General features: G+C 45.7%; 15 protein-coding genes. 7 read left to right on the forward strand and 8 right to left on the reverse strand.

Features of this window, described 5'->3' with window-relative positions; translation table 11 throughout:
* The first annotated feature begins 9 nt into the window (after window positions 1-9).
* The gene (locus PGW99_RS11505; RefSeq protein ID WP_273777849.1) at window positions 10-1,140 is read left to right on the forward strand and encodes an anhydro-N-acetylmuramic acid kinase; all 1,131 of its coding nucleotides are present in this window, start codon (window positions 10-12) and stop codon (window positions 1,138-1,140) included.
* A 58-nt stretch (window positions 1,141-1,198) separates the two neighbouring features.
* Here the strand turns inward: PGW99_RS11505 and erpA are convergent, their stop codons facing one another.
* Window positions 1,199-1,534: an iron-sulfur cluster insertion protein ErpA gene (gene erpA, locus PGW99_RS11510; protein WP_273777851.1), complete on the reverse strand. Its 336-nt coding sequence runs from the start codon at window positions 1,532-1,534 to the stop codon at window positions 1,199-1,201.
* A gap of 269 nt (window positions 1,535-1,803) precedes the next feature.
* Between erpA and PGW99_RS11515 the strand changes: the two genes are divergently transcribed.
* Window positions 1,804-3,738 carry an ATP-binding cassette domain-containing protein gene (locus PGW99_RS11515; RefSeq protein WP_273777853.1) on the forward strand — a complete coding sequence of 645 codons (1,935 nt, stop codon included), beginning with the start codon at window positions 1,804-1,806 and terminating at the stop codon, window positions 3,736-3,738.
* A gap of 72 nt (window positions 3,739-3,810) precedes the next feature.
* Here the strand turns inward: PGW99_RS11515 and PGW99_RS11520 are convergent, their stop codons facing one another.
* From PGW99_RS11520 to dnaA, 5 genes are all read right to left on the reverse strand, one after another.
* Complete coding sequence (locus PGW99_RS11520) at window positions 3,811-4,203, reverse strand: cytochrome b562 (protein ID WP_273777855.1); 393 nt, start codon at window positions 4,201-4,203, stop codon at window positions 3,811-3,813.
* A gap of 16 nt (window positions 4,204-4,219) precedes the next feature.
* Entirely contained in the window at window positions 4,220-6,685 is a 2,466-nt protein-coding gene (gyrB, locus tag PGW99_RS11525) for a DNA topoisomerase (ATP-hydrolyzing) subunit B (RefSeq protein ID WP_273777857.1), read from the reverse strand.
* 46 nt (window positions 6,686-6,731) lie between these two features.
* Window positions 6,732-7,814, reverse strand: coding sequence for a DNA replication/repair protein RecF (recF, locus tag PGW99_RS11530; RefSeq protein ID WP_273777858.1), 1,083 nt, complete (start codon window positions 7,812-7,814; stop codon window positions 6,732-6,734).
* 15 nt (window positions 7,815-7,829) lie between these two features.
* Window positions 7,830-8,978 (reverse strand): DNA polymerase III subunit beta, encoded by a 1,149-nt coding sequence (gene dnaN, locus PGW99_RS11535; RefSeq protein WP_273777859.1) that lies wholly within the window; start codon window positions 8,976-8,978, stop codon window positions 7,830-7,832.
* 107 nt (window positions 8,979-9,085) lie between these two features.
* Window positions 9,086-10,480: a chromosomal replication initiator protein DnaA gene (dnaA, locus tag PGW99_RS11540; RefSeq protein WP_273777861.1), complete on the reverse strand. Its 1,395-nt coding sequence runs from the start codon at window positions 10,478-10,480 to the stop codon at window positions 9,086-9,088.
* A gap of 663 nt (window positions 10,481-11,143) precedes the next feature.
* On the opposite strand from dnaA, the gene rpmH reads away from it, so the two are divergent.
* From rpmH to mnmE, 5 genes are all read left to right on the forward strand, one after another.
* Window positions 11,144-11,278 carry a 50S ribosomal protein L34 gene (gene rpmH / locus PGW99_RS11545; RefSeq protein WP_000831329.1) on the forward strand — a complete coding sequence of 45 codons (135 nt, stop codon included), beginning with the start codon at window positions 11,144-11,146 and terminating at the stop codon, window positions 11,276-11,278.
* 30 nt (window positions 11,279-11,308) lie between these two features.
* Complete coding sequence (rnpA, locus tag PGW99_RS11550) at window positions 11,309-11,701, forward strand: ribonuclease P protein component (RefSeq protein WP_273777862.1); 393 nt, start codon at window positions 11,309-11,311, stop codon at window positions 11,699-11,701.
* A gap of 9 nt (window positions 11,702-11,710) precedes the next feature.
* Entirely contained in the window at window positions 11,711-12,031 is a 321-nt protein-coding gene (gene yidD / locus PGW99_RS11555) for a membrane protein insertion efficiency factor YidD (RefSeq protein ID WP_273777863.1), read from the forward strand.
* 5 nt (window positions 12,032-12,036) lie between these two features.
* Complete coding sequence (gene yidC, locus PGW99_RS11560; RefSeq protein WP_273777865.1) at window positions 12,037-13,767, forward strand: membrane protein insertase YidC; 1,731 nt, start codon at window positions 12,037-12,039, stop codon at window positions 13,765-13,767.
* A 98-nt stretch (window positions 13,768-13,865) separates the two neighbouring features.
* Complete coding sequence (mnmE, locus tag PGW99_RS11565) at window positions 13,866-15,221, forward strand: tRNA uridine-5-carboxymethylaminomethyl(34) synthesis GTPase MnmE (RefSeq protein ID WP_273777866.1); 1,356 nt, start codon at window positions 13,866-13,868, stop codon at window positions 15,219-15,221.
* Window positions 15,222-15,236: 15 nt separating this feature from the next.
* Here the strand turns inward: mnmE and PGW99_RS11570 are convergent, their stop codons facing one another.
* Window positions 15,237-16,067: a class I SAM-dependent methyltransferase gene (locus PGW99_RS11570; RefSeq protein ID WP_273777867.1), complete on the reverse strand. Its 831-nt coding sequence runs from the start codon at window positions 16,065-16,067 to the stop codon at window positions 15,237-15,239.
* 429 nt (window positions 16,068-16,496) lie between these two features.
* Entirely contained in the window at window positions 16,497-17,669 is a 1,173-nt protein-coding gene (locus PGW99_RS11575; RefSeq protein ID WP_273779500.1) for an MFS transporter, read from the reverse strand.
* Window positions 17,670-17,679 lie beyond the last annotated feature (10 nt).

Raw genomic sequence — 17,679 nt, forward strand, 5'->3', positions numbered from 1 at the left:
AAGATCATCATGACAACGATATACATTGGGGTAATGACCGGCACCAGCATGGATGGCGTCGATCTTGTGGCGGCTTCTTTTGATCCCCTGCACGTGCATGCGACCCTCACTGTACCGTTTGCTCCTGAACTGCGTGATGAACTGATGGCGCTCACGCTGCCCGACATCAACGAGATTGACCGCATGGGCAAAGCCGACATTGCATTGGCCAAGATGATCGGACATGGCATCAATACGCTGATTGAAAAAAACAACCTGGATCGCAGCCAGATTCGCGCAATTGGCTCGCACGGCCAAACCATCCGTCACCGTCCTGAACATGGTTTCACCCTGCAAATTGGTGATCCGCACCTTATTACAGAAATCACTCAGATTCCGGTTATCTCTGATTTCCGTCGCCGCGATATGGCTGCCGGTGGTCAGGGTGCACCATTAGTCCCAGCTTTTCATCAGGCCTTATTTCAACACCCCGATATTCATCGCGTGATTCTAAACCTCGGCGGCATCGCCAATGTGAGTATGCTGCCCGCTGGACAACCGGAAAAAGTTTACGGCTTTGATACCGGTCCGGCCAATATTTTAATGGATGCCTGGTGCCACCGTTACACTGGCCAGCCTTATGATGAAAATGGCGATTGGGCCGCTTATGGACAGCCAATCCGTTCATTGCTGGAACGTTTAGGCGCACACGAATACTTTTCCAAAGAACCACCGAAAAGTACCGGCCGTGAAGATTTCAATCTTGAATGGCTGGATGAACAGCTCAGCGACTGGCGCAATGATCTGGATTATGAGGAGTTAGAAGACACCCCTGAAAATATTCAGGCCACCTTGATGAAACTCACCACACGTGCGATTAAAAAAGCTATTTATCGTTGTGACCTGATGGATACGGGCGAAGTTTATGTCTGTGGTGGTGGTGCCTATAATTCGCATTTACTGGAACAACTGCGCTGGCGTCTGCGTAAACACCATTGGACGGTACAAACCACCGAAGTATTAGGTTTATCTCCGACTTGGGTGGAAGCCACCGCGTTTGCCTGGTTGGCGATGCGTTTTGTACAAGGTCAAGCCGGCAACTTACCTGCAGTCACCGGTGCCAAAGGTGACCGTATTTTGGGTAGCATCACAGCCGTTTAAGCACAAAAATCATCAATAAAAAAGCCCTCATATGCAGAGGGCTTTTTTGAGTCGATCTTTAAATCGAGAAAGAAGAACCACAACCACAAGTAGTGGTCGCATTCGGGTTCTGCACGATAAAACGTGAACCTTCCAAACCCTCAATATAATCAACCACGGAACCCACTAAATATTGATAGCTTAATGAATCAACCAGCATGGTCACATCGCCATTTTCAAACTTGGCGTCATCTTCATTTACACTGTCTGCAAAATTAAAACCATAAGAAAAGCCTGAACAGCCACCACCCGTCACATAAACACGCAACATTAACTCTTGGTTGCCTTCACTTTCACGCAGTTGGCGCACTTTGTTGGCAGCATTGTCTGTGATTACAAGCGCTTGGGCATTCATCTTGAGCCTTCCTCAAATTCATTCAACGATCTTTCAAAGTAAAAGATCACATAACTCAGTATAGCATACCCAATATGAGGGTCATTTTTGAAGATTAAAGACCAAATCTGAGCAAATTTATCAGGATTATTTTCCATTCAATTTAGGGATTGTACTGCATCCTTTTACTTTCGCTCTGACTTACCCCTGATTCTCAAGCAGCAGTTTTGTTTTCGTCCGCATTAGGCCGTAGAATAGCGCACTCATAATTTATGATATGTGCGCCTCCCATGATTCAACTTGATCAACTTTCCCTGCGTCGCGGTGGACGTGTTCTTTTTCAAAAAGCCTCTATGCAGTTACATCCCGGCTGGAAAATTGGTCTGACTGGAGTCAATGGCGCCGGGAAATCCACGCTATTTTCAGCTCTGCTCGGCGGCATGGAATCGGACAGTGGCTCGCTCACCCGTCCGAGTGTCTGGACCGTGGCACACATGGCACAGGAAATTGAAGCACTGGATATGAAAGCCATCGATTTTGTGCTGTCAGGTGATGAAGAATACTGGGAGATCCAGCACAAACTCGAGCATCCAGAAACACTCAGTAATGACGAACTGGCACACTTATATGGCCGTTTTGATGAGATTAATGGCTATTCTGCTCCCTCTAAAGCCTCGCAACTGATGGCGGGGCTGGGCTTTTTTGAACATCAATCCGAACTCAGTGTGGCGAGCTTTTCCGGTGGCTGGCGTATGCGTCTGAATCTGGCACGCACATTGATGAGCCGCTCTGATTTACTACTGCTGGATGAACCGACCAACCACTTGGATTTGGATGCCATTTTGTGGCTAGAGGACTGGCTCAAGGCTTATGAGGGTACCTTGGTGCTGATTTCGCATGACCGCGATTTCCTTGATGCTATTACCGATCATATTTTGCATATCGAAAACCAAGAACTAACCCTGTATACCGGCAACTATTCTACCTTTGAACGTACACGAAGCGAACGTCTGGCGCAGCAACAACAGGCCTATGAAAAACAACTAGAAACCCGTGCGCATTTGCAAAAATATATTGACCGTTTCAAAGCACAAGCCACCAAAGCCCGTCAGGCTCAAAGCCGAATCAAACAGCTAGAACGCATGCAGGAACTGTCGGCAGCGCATGTCGATACACCATTTACCTTCTCGTTCCGTGAGCCCACCAAAATGAGTTCACCTTTACTGGAACTGGAACATGCCGATATTGGCTATGGTGACAAACTGATTGTGACCAACGTCAATTTGCAGATCACCCCAACTAGCCGTATTGGTCTGCTCGGGATGAACGGTGCAGGTAAATCCACCCTAATTAAATCACTGGTCGGTGATTTGCCACTGCTACGCGGCAAACGCAAAGCTTCTGAACTGCTGAATATTGGTTATTTTGCCCAGCATCAGATGGATGCTCTAGATGGCAATGCCAGTCCGATGCTGCAACTGGCCCGCATTGCAGATCCAAAAATCAGTGAAGCCACATTACGCGCATTTCTAGGCAGTTTCGGCTTTAGTGGCGAACGCATGGATACGCCTTCAGAAAGCTTCTCGGGTGGCGAGCGCGCACGTTTAGCCTTAGCCCTGATTGTCTGGAAACGTCCGAATGTGCTGATTCTGGATGAGCCGACCAACCACTTAGACTTGGATATGCGCCATGCGCTGACCATGGCCTTACAGGACTTTGAAGGTGCGGTAGTACTGGTTTCGCATGAACGCCAATTGATTGCGAGTGTCTGTGATGAATTGATTTTGGTACATGGCGGTCGCAGTAAAGAATTTGAGGGAGATTTGGCTGCATATGCAGACTGGTTACGTCAGGCACGTTTGGACATCATGAAAAATGGTCAGCAACCTGCAGCACCGGTGCAATCTCTGGTCGAAGATAAACCGACGATTTCCAAAACCGACAAAGAAGCACAACGTAAAGAGGCTGCACGTCGTCGTGAGCAGACCCGGCCAATTCGCAAGAACATTGAAAAATGTGAAGCTCAGATGGAAAAACTACAGCCACGTCTGACCGAAATCGAACAACTGCTGGCAGATACTACCCTCTATGAAGCCAACCGCAAAAATGACCTGATGCAATTGATGAATGAGCAAACCGATCTCAAAACTCAATTGGAACAGTATGAAGAGCAAATGCTGGAATTGATGATGGAACTGGAAGAGCTGGAAAGTTCTTTTGAATAACCGCCACACAACAAAAAAGCCGAATCCCTGATTCGGCTTTTTTATTTTCACTCCTGCAAGACAATCTCGCAATTAGCGGAATTTCTTATGATATTCATTGCGAATTTTAACCAGGCTCATCCCTTGAGATTGAGCCTGTTCCAATTTCCCCTGATCAACCAAAACGATGAGTTTGTCAATTTCGGTAATTAACAGGTCAAGCCCCTGTTGGTAGCTTTTGACCTGCTCATGCTCTGCAGGTAAACGTTCTAGTTTATGTGGACGCGACTTTTTCGAAGCCACTGTCGCTTTTCGCATAATCAGCAGTTGCTTCTTGGCCTGTGCAGCATCTTTCGCTTCCGCAAAAGCCATCGTGCTTTTGGCCAGTCGTTTCATATCCATTTCAAGATCACCGGATGCCCAGACACCCTGACTGAGTGCCAATAATCCCGATAACACCAATGCTGATCCAAATGTACGACGCATCAACTTCTTTTCCCTATTAAGCATCAATATCTGCATTCAATGCATTTTCTTCAATAAATGCACGGCGTGGTTCTACATCATCTCCCATCAGGCAGGAGAACATACGGTCTGCTTCAATCGCATCATCAATGGTGACTTGCAGCATGTTGCGGTTCTCTGGATCCATGGTGGTTTCCCAAAGTTGCTCCGCATTCATCTCACCCAAACCTTTATAGCGCTGGATCATCATGCCACGACGTGAATCTTGCAAGATATGCTGCCAGACTTGATGGAAGTTGCTGACCAGAATACGGCGCTCGCCTTTTTGCAAATACGCCCCTTCTTCAATCAACTTGAACCAGCTCTTGGCATTTTTCAACAAACGGCCATATTCGCCTGAGTTAAACAGCGTCACATCCAGCAAATACTGATGTGGCAAGTTATGCACATACAACGTGACACGTGGCCAGTAATGCGTAGTCATCACACCATTCTGCTCACGGGCAAATGACTCGAGTGAAATTTCAGGACGCAAACTTGGCTGTAAACGTTCAATGGCAGCACGTAACTGCTCTGCCCACTGCTCAACATAGGCTTGATCCTGATTCTGTTCCGCTTTAAACGGTTCAAGCTCTAACAAAGCATCCAACAAGCTCGCAGGATAACGCTGGGTTAGACGCTGCAAGCTCTTCTGTGACAATTGATAATCGGCAATCACTTTCGACAAGGCTTCGCCGCTGATCGCAGGCGCATTGGCGCTGACATGCAGGCTGAGTTCATCAATCGCGTTGGAAATCAGGAAAGTTTCTAGCGCATCATTGTCTTTGATGTACTGTTCCTGTTTTCCTTTTTTCAGCTTATACAAGGGTGGCTGAGCAATATAAATATGACCACGCTCAACCAGTTCCGGCATTTGGCGGAAGAAGAAGGTCAACAATAAAGTCCGGATGTGTGAACCATCCACGTCCGCATCGGTCATGATGATGATTTTGTGATAACGCAATTTGTCCGGATTGTATTCTTCACGGCCAATACCACAACCCAATGCCGTAATCAGCGTGCCGACTTCTGCCGATGAAATCATCTTGTCAAAGCGTGCACGTTCCACGTTTAGAATTTTACCTTTGAGTGGCAGAATCGCCTGCATTTTACGGTTACGGCCCTGCTTGGCTGAACCACCCGCAGAGTCACCCTCGACCAGGTATAATTCAGACAATGCTGGGTCTTTTTCCTGACAGTCCGCTAACTTTCCTGGCAAACCGGCAATATCCAGCGCACTCTTACGGCGGGTCATTTCACGGGCTCTACGTGCCGCATCACGCGCACGTGCCGCATCAATAATCTTTCCAGCAATCGATTTCGCAGCTTGTGGGTTTTCCAGCAGGTATTCTGAGAATGCCTTGTTCATGGCCTGTTCAACCGCCGGTTTCACTTCACTCGACACCAATTTCTCTTTGGTTTGTGAAGAGAATTTTGGATCTGGCACTTTCACTGAAATAATGGCGGTCAAACCTTCACGGGCATCATCACCGCTCACCGCGACTTTTTCTTTTTTAAGAATATTTTCGCTTTCTAGGTAGTTATTTAAACCACGCGTCAGTGCGGCACGGAAACCGGCCAGATGCGTTCCACCATCTTTTTGTGGAATGTTGTTGGTAAAGCAACGTACATTTTCCTGATAGGTATCATTCCATTGCAACGCAACTTCTACTGCAATCCCATTTTCAGCCTGAGTGGTGAAGTGAAAGATGTCGTTCAGATGGTTTTTGCCTTCGTTAATGTATTTTACAAACTCGGACAAGCCACCTTCATAGGCATACACATGTTCTAGGTTAATGCGCTCATCACGCAAAACAATGCGCACACCGGCATTCAGGAAAGACAATTCACGCAGACGGCGGGCCAAGATATCAACATTAAAAATCGTTTGGCTAAACGTTTCAGGACTCGGGTAAAAACGAACCGTGGTCCCTGTTTCTTCAGTTGTGCCAATTTCACGTAATGGATACTGCGGATCGCCGTGATGATATTCCTGCTCATAAATATGGCCAGCACGACGGATGTTGAGCAACAACTTGCTCGACAGTGCATTCACAACCGAAACACCCACGCCGTGCAAACCACCGGAAACTTTATAGCTGTTATCATCAAATTTACCACCCGCATGTAGGATGGTCAGAATTACCTCAGCAGCCGAGACACCTTCTTCTGGGTGAATATCGGTTGGAATGCCACGTCCATTATCAGAAACACTCACAGATTCATCTTCATGGATCGTGACTAGAATTTCATCACAGTGGCCGGCCAAAGCTTCATCAATCGCATTATCCACGACCTCAAACACCATGTGGTGCAAGCCAGTACCGTCGTCAGTATCGCCAATATACATACCAGGACGTTTACGGACTGCATCTAGGCCACGTAATACCTTGATACTAGAGGAATCATAAGCCTTTTCATTGATTTGTTCTGTTGGAGATGCAGATTGCGACTCTGAACTCATGGTTGCTCCCTAGTGTAAAAATAGGTCTATCCAAAAAATGGGTAAATCACTGTGAAACAGCGTGGACTTGACCGTGTTCAACATTGAATAATTGATAGGAAATAGAAAGATCACTTAAATGGTGTTGTACCGATTGCTGATCCAAAGTAGTCAGAAAAACCTGGCTACCGAGCTGGCTTAATCGCTCAATTAAACGTTGTTGTGCGGTTAAATCTAATTCTGCCGTCAAATCATCTAATAATACCACAGTTTCCTTATTGCTCGCATGTAACATTGCAATCTGTGACAGTTTCAACGCCATAATTAATAACTTTTTTTGCCCCCGCGACAGCACGTCATCCGCATTACCTAAGGGGGTTTTCAACCTTAAATCTGCACGATGTGGGCCATACTCGGTATAACGCCGTTCCACATCTTTTTGATGATGGGTCGTGAGATCATGCACCAATCCCAACTCGGCATGAAAGCCAGGTGAGTAGTCCATTTCGACCACTAAATCCGGCAACAATTGCTGCAAATCCGCTAAAAAATACCGCTGCCATTGCTCAACAATGCTCAAACGCTGTGAATGTAACATTTCACCGTAGTCACCGAGCATTTTGTTCCACGGTTCAAGCTCTGCCAGCGTTAAATGACGCTGTGACTTTAACAGGGAATTACGCTGTTTTAAGGCCCGTGAGTAATATTGCCAGGCATGATAAAAATCCGGTTCCACGTGGAACATCAACCAATCCAACAGTTGGCGGCGAGGCTTGGCGCCATGATCGATAATATCGGTACTTTGCGGATCAATATGTTGTAGCGGCAAAAGTCGAGCAAGCTGTCCTTGTGTAGCGACTGTGTCCCCATTTACCTTGATCAGTTGTTCCCCACTCTGGAACTTTTGCATGCCCATTTTTTCAGTGGCTGACTGGGCAAAGACAATCGCATCACTCGCATGCTGCTGGATGTAGTTTTTCGGAATATGGGTGCGAAAAGAACGCCCGGTCGCTAGCAGGTGAATCGACTCAAGAATAGAGGTTTTACCCGAACCATTGGCGCCATAAAAGACATTAAACGGCTGCAATCCGTGGAGAGCAACCGCCGTCAGATTTCGAACACGCTCTATATTTAAACGCGTGATATGCATGAGAGTTATTAAGACTTAAACACGCATCGGCATAACCACATAGGTCTGATCCTGATGTGCCGGATCCTGAACCAGAACAGACTGGTTGGCTTCAGTCATACTCATCATAACGTCATCACCATCTAGCACACCCAGAACATCAAGCAAGTATTGCGCATTAAATGACATCTCTAACGGCGCATTACTGTACTGGATCGCCAAATCTTCAATCGCTTCATCCTGTTCAGGGTTATTGGCACGCAATTGCAATGAATCCTGATTAAAATTCAGGAAAACCCCGCGTAATTTTTCATTACTCAAGATCGCCACACGTTGCAAGGATTGCTTGAATACATCATGTGCAATCATCACATGCTTATCCCCACCCCGCGGAATGACACGGCGATAGTCTGGGAATTTCCCGTCAATGAGTTTAGTTGTGAAACGCACAGCAATGTCAGCTTGCTCTTTATCACGGCTTGCAATCCGGATATTGACGTTCAATAACTCGCGACCAATCAGCAACGCCAATTGCTCATCTTCAATACTCAGCAAGCGCTGCAACTCACCCACTGCTTTACGTGGAACAATCGCCTGTACGAGCTGTTCAGTGTTCGAAGTTGCGGCTGTTTCACACAACGCCAAACGGTGACCATCGGTGGTGACGGCACGTAATTGGTTTTGATCAATTTCGAGCAGCGTTCCGGTCAGGTAGAAACGCACATCCTGCACAGCCATGGCAAAAGAAGTTTTTTCAAATAAACGTTTCAGTTCACGCTGTGTGACCTGAACCTGAGTGCCTTGACTGTTTTCAGTCGATAACAACGGATAGTCTTCAGCAGGTAAAGTCCCCAACACAAAACGACTATTCCCTGATTTCAAGATACAACGTTGATCTTCGGTAATTTGCAGGTCAATCAAAGCTGCACTTGGCAAAGATTTACAGATATCCACCAGTTTACGGGCAGGCACCGTGGTTTCACCAGGTTGCAAACACGCCCCTTCGGCCAGCATAGTACTCGCCACCAACTCAACTTCCAGGTCAGAACCGGTAATGGTGAGGGCTTGTGCAGTCACTTGAATCTTGACGTTTGAAAGGATGTTTAAGGTATGACGACGCTCGACTGCCCCTACAACATGAGACAGTACATTCAGTAAGCTTTCTTTCGCGATTTTCAAACGCACGATTCATTCCTCTAAAACTGAAGACGGGTATTGATGGTGTTTTTAGCTGTGTACTATGCGATAACAAAAGCCGCTTTGCAAGGCGGCTTTTTTGAATCATCAGCGCATTAACTTTGCAATAATCTGAGCAGATTTTTGTAGTCTTCGTTAAAGATCGGATCTTCTTCACGCAGACTTTGAACTTTCTCACAGGCATGCATCACGGTACTGTGATCGCGACCACCAAATGCCATACCAATTTCAGGAAAACTATCGCCCGTTAATTCGCGCGCAAGACCCATTGCTAATTGGCGGGGACGTGCATAAATTCGGGTTCGTTTGGGACCGACCAGTTCTTTATGTGGAATTCGGAAATACTCACTAACGACTCGCTGGATATTTTCCACACTAATGGTTCGTGCACGAATCGCCAAAACATCTTTAAGAGATTCACGGACGACATCCAGGTCAATCGGTGTACCCTTAAAACGGGAAATCGCGACCACCTTATTGAGTGCCCCTTCCAGTTCGCGCACATTCGCAACAACTTGCTGAGCAATAAATAATGCACAGTTACGCGGCAAATCGATACCGTTGCTTTCAGCCTTTTTCAACAAGATTTCAATACGCGTTTCAATATCTGGGGGTTCAACACCCACGGATAAGCCCCAAGAGAAACGTGAAACCAAACGAGGATCGAGTTCCGTCAATTCTTTTGGATAACGATCTGAAGTTAAAATAATCTGCTTAGATTCATCCAGCAAGGCATTAAAGGTATAAAAGAATTCAACCAGACTCGCCTCTTTACCAGCCAAGAGATGAATATCATCAACGAGTAACAAATCTAGAGAACGGCAATTTTTCTTAAATTCTTCAACCTTGCCCTTTTGCAAAGAACTGACAAAATCCTGTACAAAGCTTTCAGCGGTCATATACATGACGCGTGCATTCGGTTTTGCCTGTAATAAAGCATTACCAACAGCCTGCATCAAGTGGGTTTTACCCAAACCGGTCGGACCATATAAAAACAAAGGATTATGTTGTGAAGCCCCCAGCTGGGTTAAAACTTTACGGCAGGTTTCCGCAGCCATCTGGTTAGAACGGCCTTCAACAAAGAGAGAAAAAGTAAAAAGTGGATTCAATAAACGTTTTTTATTGATTTTATTTCCTGCGATGTCCACTTCTTTGTCTTTTTTGACTTTAGGTACCACAACTGGAGCAGGTGCAGCGGTTTCCAAAGCTGCTGTAGTCGTGGCAGGTTGTTCTGAAGCCGACAAAATAGCACCCGGACGTGAATCAACCAAGATTTCTACATGGCGGATACGGCCTTCAGAAAGCTGTTCAGCCAAAATCGTAATCAGTTCCAGATGATGTTCTTGAATATAGCGCGTCCAATAAGGATTTGGCGCATAGAGTCTTAAAGTATCTTCAAGTTCTTCAGCAACCAGAGGACGAATCCACATCGCAAAGACATTATCAGAGAGCTCTTGTCGCAAGCGAGTTAAGCAGTCCGTCCAAAGCATGTGAAACCCCTGTTTATGTGATTATTTAAATTTAAAAAAGCGACCACCCCATAGAAGGGGTCGCCATTCTAACCAAGTTATCCACATCTGTCATGATGAATTAAAGTGATTTCGACTAAAAAACAAACCAATCACAAATAAATTTAAATTTAAACGCTGTGTGGATAAGTTTATCCGCAACCTGTGGATAAAATATAACATAAACTTATCCACAATCTATCAAAAAAATAAAAACACGGTTATCCACAATGTAGGTAGATGTTTTTTAAATTTAAAAATAGCTTTTCCACACAAAAAACGCATCCTAATAGTAATAAATTTAAATTTATAAATTTGAATTTATTTATAAGAGGCTATCTGTTTGTGGATAACTTAAATATGAAATGAATTTAAATTTAAACTCTCGGAACAAAGTAAAAATAAATTTAACTAACACTATCTATTGTGGATAAAACTGTTCACAAATCAAGTGATTTTTTAGAAATGAATAAGTTAGTGTGTGGGTAAATAATCTGACATCATTTAACTCAATTCTAGACAAGGATCTCTATACATAAAAAATTTAACAGAAATACGTAACAAAACCGTGTTTTCATTGACAGCGTAAACAATGCACAATACAATCGCGAACCTTTATAGAAAGATCATTTTTGGAGTTTCGATATGAAACGTACATTCCAACCATCTGAATTAAAGCGTAAGCGTGTTCATGGTTTCCGTGCTCGTATGGCTACTAAAGCTGGTCGTCAAGTATTAGCTCGTCGTCGTGCAAAAGGTCGTCACAGCTTAACTGTTTAATTTCAGTTAGCTGCCCGGCTTATGGGTGTCATGACACTTTATAGCTTCAGCACAGAGGTTCGCATACGCTGTGCTGCAGATTATAAAAGTGTGTTTGATGGTGCGCTTTTTAAAGTGCATCAACCCCATTTCTTATTTTTGGCAAAACCAACCGAACAGCCTAAAAGCCGTTTGGGTATTGTTGTTGCCAAGAAAAAAGTACGCCGTGCACATGAAAGAAATCGAGTAAAACGTCTTGCTCGCGAAAGTTTTCGCTTGCATCAGCAGCAATTGGGTTTGTTAGATATTGTGGTGATGCCTAAGGTGGGTATTGAAGCAGTACCTAATGCAGAATTGCACCAGCAATTAGAATTTGCTTGGCAAAAGTTACAACGCTTGGCCAAAAAGCATCAAAAAACAGCTGTTCTCTCCCCACAACAGTAGAGATCACCAATGACGCGTTTACTGCGTTGGTTGATACGTTTCTATCAAATCGCGATTAGTCCATTACTCGGACCACGTTGTCGTTATATCCCGACTTGTTCACAATATGCATTAGAAGCCATTCATATACATGGTGCGCTGCAAGGTTCGTGGCTGGCCGGTAAACGTCTCTGTCGCTGTCATCCGTGGGGTGGTTCTGGTTATGACCCTGTTCCCCCTAAGGCAATTCGTTTTATTTCTTTTCAGCAAATAGATTCTCAAACGCGTCACGTTGCTGTACCCTTTCGTGATCGTTTATTGAACCAAAATCACTCTAACCATTTGGGGTAATTGATATGCAACAATGGGCCAGGATTGCCATTCTCGGGGCCATGTTTGTCGTCGCATATTTGCTCATTTTGGCGTGGCAAAAAGATTATGGTCATGTTGAAACTCCAGCACAGCAACCGGCTGTCGCGGCAGTTTCACATGAAGTATCTGCAGATTTGCCAAATGGCCAGACGGCATCAGCAACATCTGATGTTCCGCAAGCAAATGTTGCTGTACAGCAAGCAACGGGTAGCACAGCACCTGTAAGTCAACAGCTTATTTCAGTACAGACTGACCTTTATCATCTTTGGATCAATCCAAAAGGTGGTGATATTGTTCGTATTGAATTACTCAATCATGACAAGGATAAAAACAGCAACCAGCCTTTCGTAATGCTGGAGAGCGATGCTAAACGGACGTATGTGGCGCAATCTGGTCTGATTGGTCTGAATGGTCCAGACAGTAACCGTGCTGGTCGACCACTTTATGTAGTTGAAAAAACACAATATAGCTTGGCCGATGCGAAAAATAAGACTTTAACGGTTCCAATGGTCTACAAGACAGCGGATGGCGTTGAAATCATCAAGACGTTCAGTTTCAAGCAGGGTGAATATCCGATTGTGGTAAGCCACAAGGTAATTAACCGTTCTGCACAAAACTGGCAAGGTCAGATGTTTGGTCAGATCAAGCGTGACAATTCGGAAGACCCGGGTAAGTCCTCACAAGGGATCTTTACCTTGGGTACATTCCTCGGTGGCGCTTGGGGTACACCGGATGAGCAATATAACAAGCTGAAATTCGCTAATTTCACTGATGAAAAACTCAACGTTGAAGCAAAAAATGCTTGGATTGCGGTTGTACAACACTATTTTGTGAGTGCATGGATTCCGGGTAATCTAAAACTGACCCAAGCTGAAGGACAGCCATATACTGCGAAGCTTGAATCACGTCAGTCCGCTGATCATATGAATATCATCAGTTTTAGCTCGCCGACCGTGAACGTGCCAGCAGGTACAGTGGCTGAACTGGATGCAACCTTCTATTCAGGTCCAAAAATTCAGTCTGAGTTGAAAGATCTAGCTGCTGGTTTGAACCAGACCGTGGATTACGGCTGGTTATGGCCGATTGCCAAGCTATTGTTTATCGGTTTGCAGTTCTTCCACAACATTATTGGGAACTGGGGCTGGTCAATCATTCTGTTGACTGTCGTGGTGAAACTGATTCTCTGGCCATTATCGTCTAAGAGCTATCGTTCTATGGCGAAAATGCGTGTGATTGCGCCTGAAATGCAGCGCATGAAAGAAGAATTCGGTGAAGACCGTATGCGCTTCTCGCAAGAAATGATGGCGCTTTATAAGCGTGAACAGGTGAATCCACTTTCCGGCTGTCTACCACTGCTAATGCAGATGCCGATTTTCTTGGCTTTGTACTGGGTGTTGATGGAAAGTGTTGAGTTGCGTCATGCACCTTGGTTAGGCTGGATTCAGGATTTGTCTGCGATGGATCCATGGTTTATCTTGCCGTTGATCATGGGTGTGACCATGTATGTTCAGCAAATGTTGAACCCGCAGCCTGCTGATCCGATGCAAGCTAAAGTATTCAAGCTCATGCCGATCGTGTTTACCGTATTCTTGCTGTTCTTCCCAGCAGGTTTGGTACTGTACTGGATCGTCAACAACTTGCTGACTATTACCCAGCAGTGGTTTATCAAACAGAGCGTTGAAAAAGAGCGTTTGAAAAAAGAAGAAGTTGCTTAATTCACAACCTGTTGTGAACAGCTGAATAAATCCGCTTAAGATGGTACTCTTAGGCGGATTTTTCTTTGCCGATTTTTTGCGACATTTAGGTGAATTTTATGCAAAACCGAACCACTATTGCTGCCATTGCAACCCCACCCGGCCGCGGTGGTGTCGGTGTTATCCGCTTGTCGGGTGCAAAAGCCTATGCGATTGCTCAAGCCCTGACCCAGCAGGACTTGCCGAAAGCCCGTATGGCTGGTTTTCGCCAGTTTTATGATGCAGACGGTCAGGTAATGGATGAAGGTTTGGTACTGTGTTTTCCTAATCCGCATTCTTTTACCGGTGAAGATGTGGTGGAATTGCAAGGCCACGGTGGTCCAGTGATTCAAAATGCCTTGTTGGCACGTCTGTTTGAACTGGGTGCTATGGCCGCCAAAGCGGGTGAATTTTCCATGCGGGCCTTTGAAAATGGCAAGCTGGATCTGGTTCAGGCGGAAGCGATTGCCGATCTGATTGATGCTACGTCACAAGCTGCGGCGCGTTCAGCGGTGCGTTCTTTACAAGGCGCTTTTTCCAGCAAAATTAATACCGTATTGGAAAAATTGATCCATTTGCGTTTGCATGTGGAAGCTGCGATTGATTTTCCTGAAGAAGAAATCGATTTTCTGGCGGATGGCAAAATTCTGAATCTGCTCGACGATGTCACGGACTCGGTACAGGCAGTACAGCAATCGGCTCGTCAAGGCCAGTTATTGCGTGAAGGTTTACAGGTGGTCATTGCAGGTAAGCCGAATGCGGGTAAATCCAGCTTGCTGAATGCCTTGGCGGGCATTGATCGTGCAATTGTGACTGATATTGCGGGCACTACGCGTGATGTACTACATGAAAAAATCACCCTGAATGGTTTGCCGATTACCCTGACCGATACCGCTGGCTTGCGTGAAACTGGTGATGTGGTGGAAAAAGAAGGGATTCGCCGTGCCATCAAGGAAATTGAACAGGCCGATTTATTACTTTTGGTGTATGACCTCAGCCAAAATGATGATCCACTCCAGCTGGCCCAGAGTTATTTTGCTGAGCATTTAGAACCTCGTCGTTTAATACTGATCGGTAATAAGTGTGATTTGACCGCAAAAATGCCACAGATCAGCGATTATCAAGGTTTTCGTCATATTACTGTGTCGGCCAAGCAAGAGATGGGTGTACAAGGCCTGATTGATGCGATTACAGCGCATGCAGGCTTCCACCCTGAAGAAGATACCTTTATCGCTCGAACCCGCCATTTGGACGCGATGAAGCGCACCCAAGCCTATCTGGCTGAAGCACGTGAACAACTGGTGATTTATCATGCCGGTGAGCTGGTCGCGGAATCTTTGCGTTTGGCCCAAAATGCACTTGCTGAAATTACCGGTGAATTCAGTGCAGATGATTTATTGGGTAAGATTTTTGGATCGTTCTGTATCGGAAAATAGTCAAAATCTGGACCTCTATTTTCTCGCAACAATTTGTGCAAGAACGATCCGCCCTTCTTGCAGGTTTCGTCCCTGATTCTGTGCCATCACTTTAAAATCTGCACCCATGAGGATATGGAATCCAAGGGATGGTAAACCTTCCTTTTGGATTTTTTCGGCCAGAGATACAAACCATGTACGTGCACGTTCAGTTGTATCCGACCAGTCAGTAATCGTGAATCCGGTTTCCTCAAGCAGTTTGCGCAGCTCATCGGGTTGCACAAGGAAGCTAGTATCCGGTGTGCGTGCCCACGGTACGGGAAAGAGCACTGGACCAGATGGACCGGCAAGGACATCGTAAATTGCCAGTGTGCCGCCCGGTTTTAGAACCCGGTACATCTCCTGATATAGCTGAGTCTTGTCTGGGATATTCATCGCCACATGCTCTGTCCAGACCACATCGAATGTCTGATCGGGAAACGGCAGCTGGGTTGCATCGCCTTGGTAGTAGTCAGTCAGATGTGTAAGGCCGATTCTGGATGAGAGTATTGCAGCAGCGCGGCAGTATTCCTCTGTGAGGTCGATGCCGGTGACGTGACAGCCAAATTGCTGCGCAAGACAACGTGATGTCCCGCCAACCCCACTACCGACATCAAGTACGCACTTTGTTGAATCAAGTCCTGCGGCCTGAGCAAGCTCAAGGGTTGCTGCCCGTCCTCGGATATGAAACTCGTCAATGGGGGCTAGATCTTCGGGTGTGAGGTGATTCACGTCCTTGCCTGCTTTTTCTAGCGCCGCTAGGATGATGTCTCCCAAATCAGTACGTGTATAGTGCGTCTGAATTGCTTCATTGACAGGAGATTGCATAATTTTCTCCTCGTGTTGACCTTCACTGAGATGACAGATGAGCCAGATAACTTAAAAATGGGATGAGAGTAACTATTTTTGAATTTTTATACGTTATTTGATGAGTTTAATGGGAGCAGGCTCAATACGCTATCCTCAAGTCAGCTCACTGTACCACAATGCACAAATTTCATAACAAATAGCATTATATGGATACAGTAACTTACAAATTTTGCTGATTAAACCCATATTCTGGCAGTGGCGTGCATGCTTTTAATGCGATGCCTGGGTAACCTCGGACGTATATTTTGAAGCAATCCACCATAGACTATAATCAGCGTTATTGCTTTTCTCATTCCTTTTTCACGCAGGAGGAGATCGATGAGAAAGGAGGTTAAAATTGCTTTACTTTACGGTTAATCGTAATGGTTTAGATCTTCAAAAAGAGTCTTAGATTTTAAGGCTCTTCTTTTGCCATATCAGCAATACTAGGCATAACAGCCCAATAGCCAGGCAGAAACCTAATACGCCAGTCATCAGGCCAAAATGGTCTGCCAAATAGCCTACCGCAATAATCGGCACAATCGTGCCGAGATATCCTACAAATAGATACGTTGACATCACAGCGGCCCGATTCTGCGTGTGTGTCATCTGATGGATCAAACCAAACGCGCCCAACAGCCCTAAACCATGCCCAATACCGACTAAAATGTCACTCACAAAGAACAGCCAACTCCAGTGCAGCGTCATGCACAAGCCCAGCAAAACAAAACTGACCAGCAACGCGCCCAAACCAATTTGAATGCTTCGGTTGGGAGACATGGATTTAGCGTAGAACTGCACCGCAGCAGAGATAAACAAAATACTGGAAATGGCGCTGCCACTCACTAGGGGGCCATGCCAAGGGATAATTTCCTGTACAAAAGAGGCCGCTAAAGAGGCAAAGAGGCTGAAGGTTCCAAAAGCGGTAAAAGCGGTTAGCCCGGCAATAAAGAAAGCTGCGTGATAGGACTTTTCTGGTAGTTCCAGATGGGGTGCGGCTGAAAACGGTTGTGTTTCAAAACGTGGGGTTTTTAAGGAAAACAGACTAAACAGGGATAACACGGCAATCACAATGATCGGCAAATACGGCGTGATCAGTGGTTGTGCTGAAAACTCGGCAATCAGGCCCCCGACGAGTGGCCCCAAACCAAAACCCAAAACGGTAATGATCGAACTGAATTGGGCAGCATTGGATTTATGCTGTTCGGGAATGGTGTAGATTAATCCCAGCATGGCTGAGGTACTGATCAAACCAGAGGCGATCCCGATAATAAAACGTCCAATCGCGAGAGTGTAGGCAGTTGAGGCCCAAGCTGACAAAATCAACCCGAGAATGACAAAGACCAAGCCGATCTGCAGGCTACGCAAATAGCCAATACTATTGCTGGTTCTGCCTAAAAATAACAGTGTGGCTAGACAGCCAAACATATAGGCGACAAAGATATAGGTAATATGGCTTGGTAGTAAGTGCCAAAGCTCTTGATAAATGGGATAGAGTGGGCTAGCCAGTGCTGTCCCGAGTGTTCCAATACACAGTGCGAGGCTGACCAGCAAAAACGGTCGCCAGGAATTATTTTTCATCATGGATCAT

Source organism: Acinetobacter sp. GSS19, assembly GCF_028621895.1.
GTDB lineage: Bacteria > Pseudomonadota > Gammaproteobacteria > Pseudomonadales > Moraxellaceae > Acinetobacter.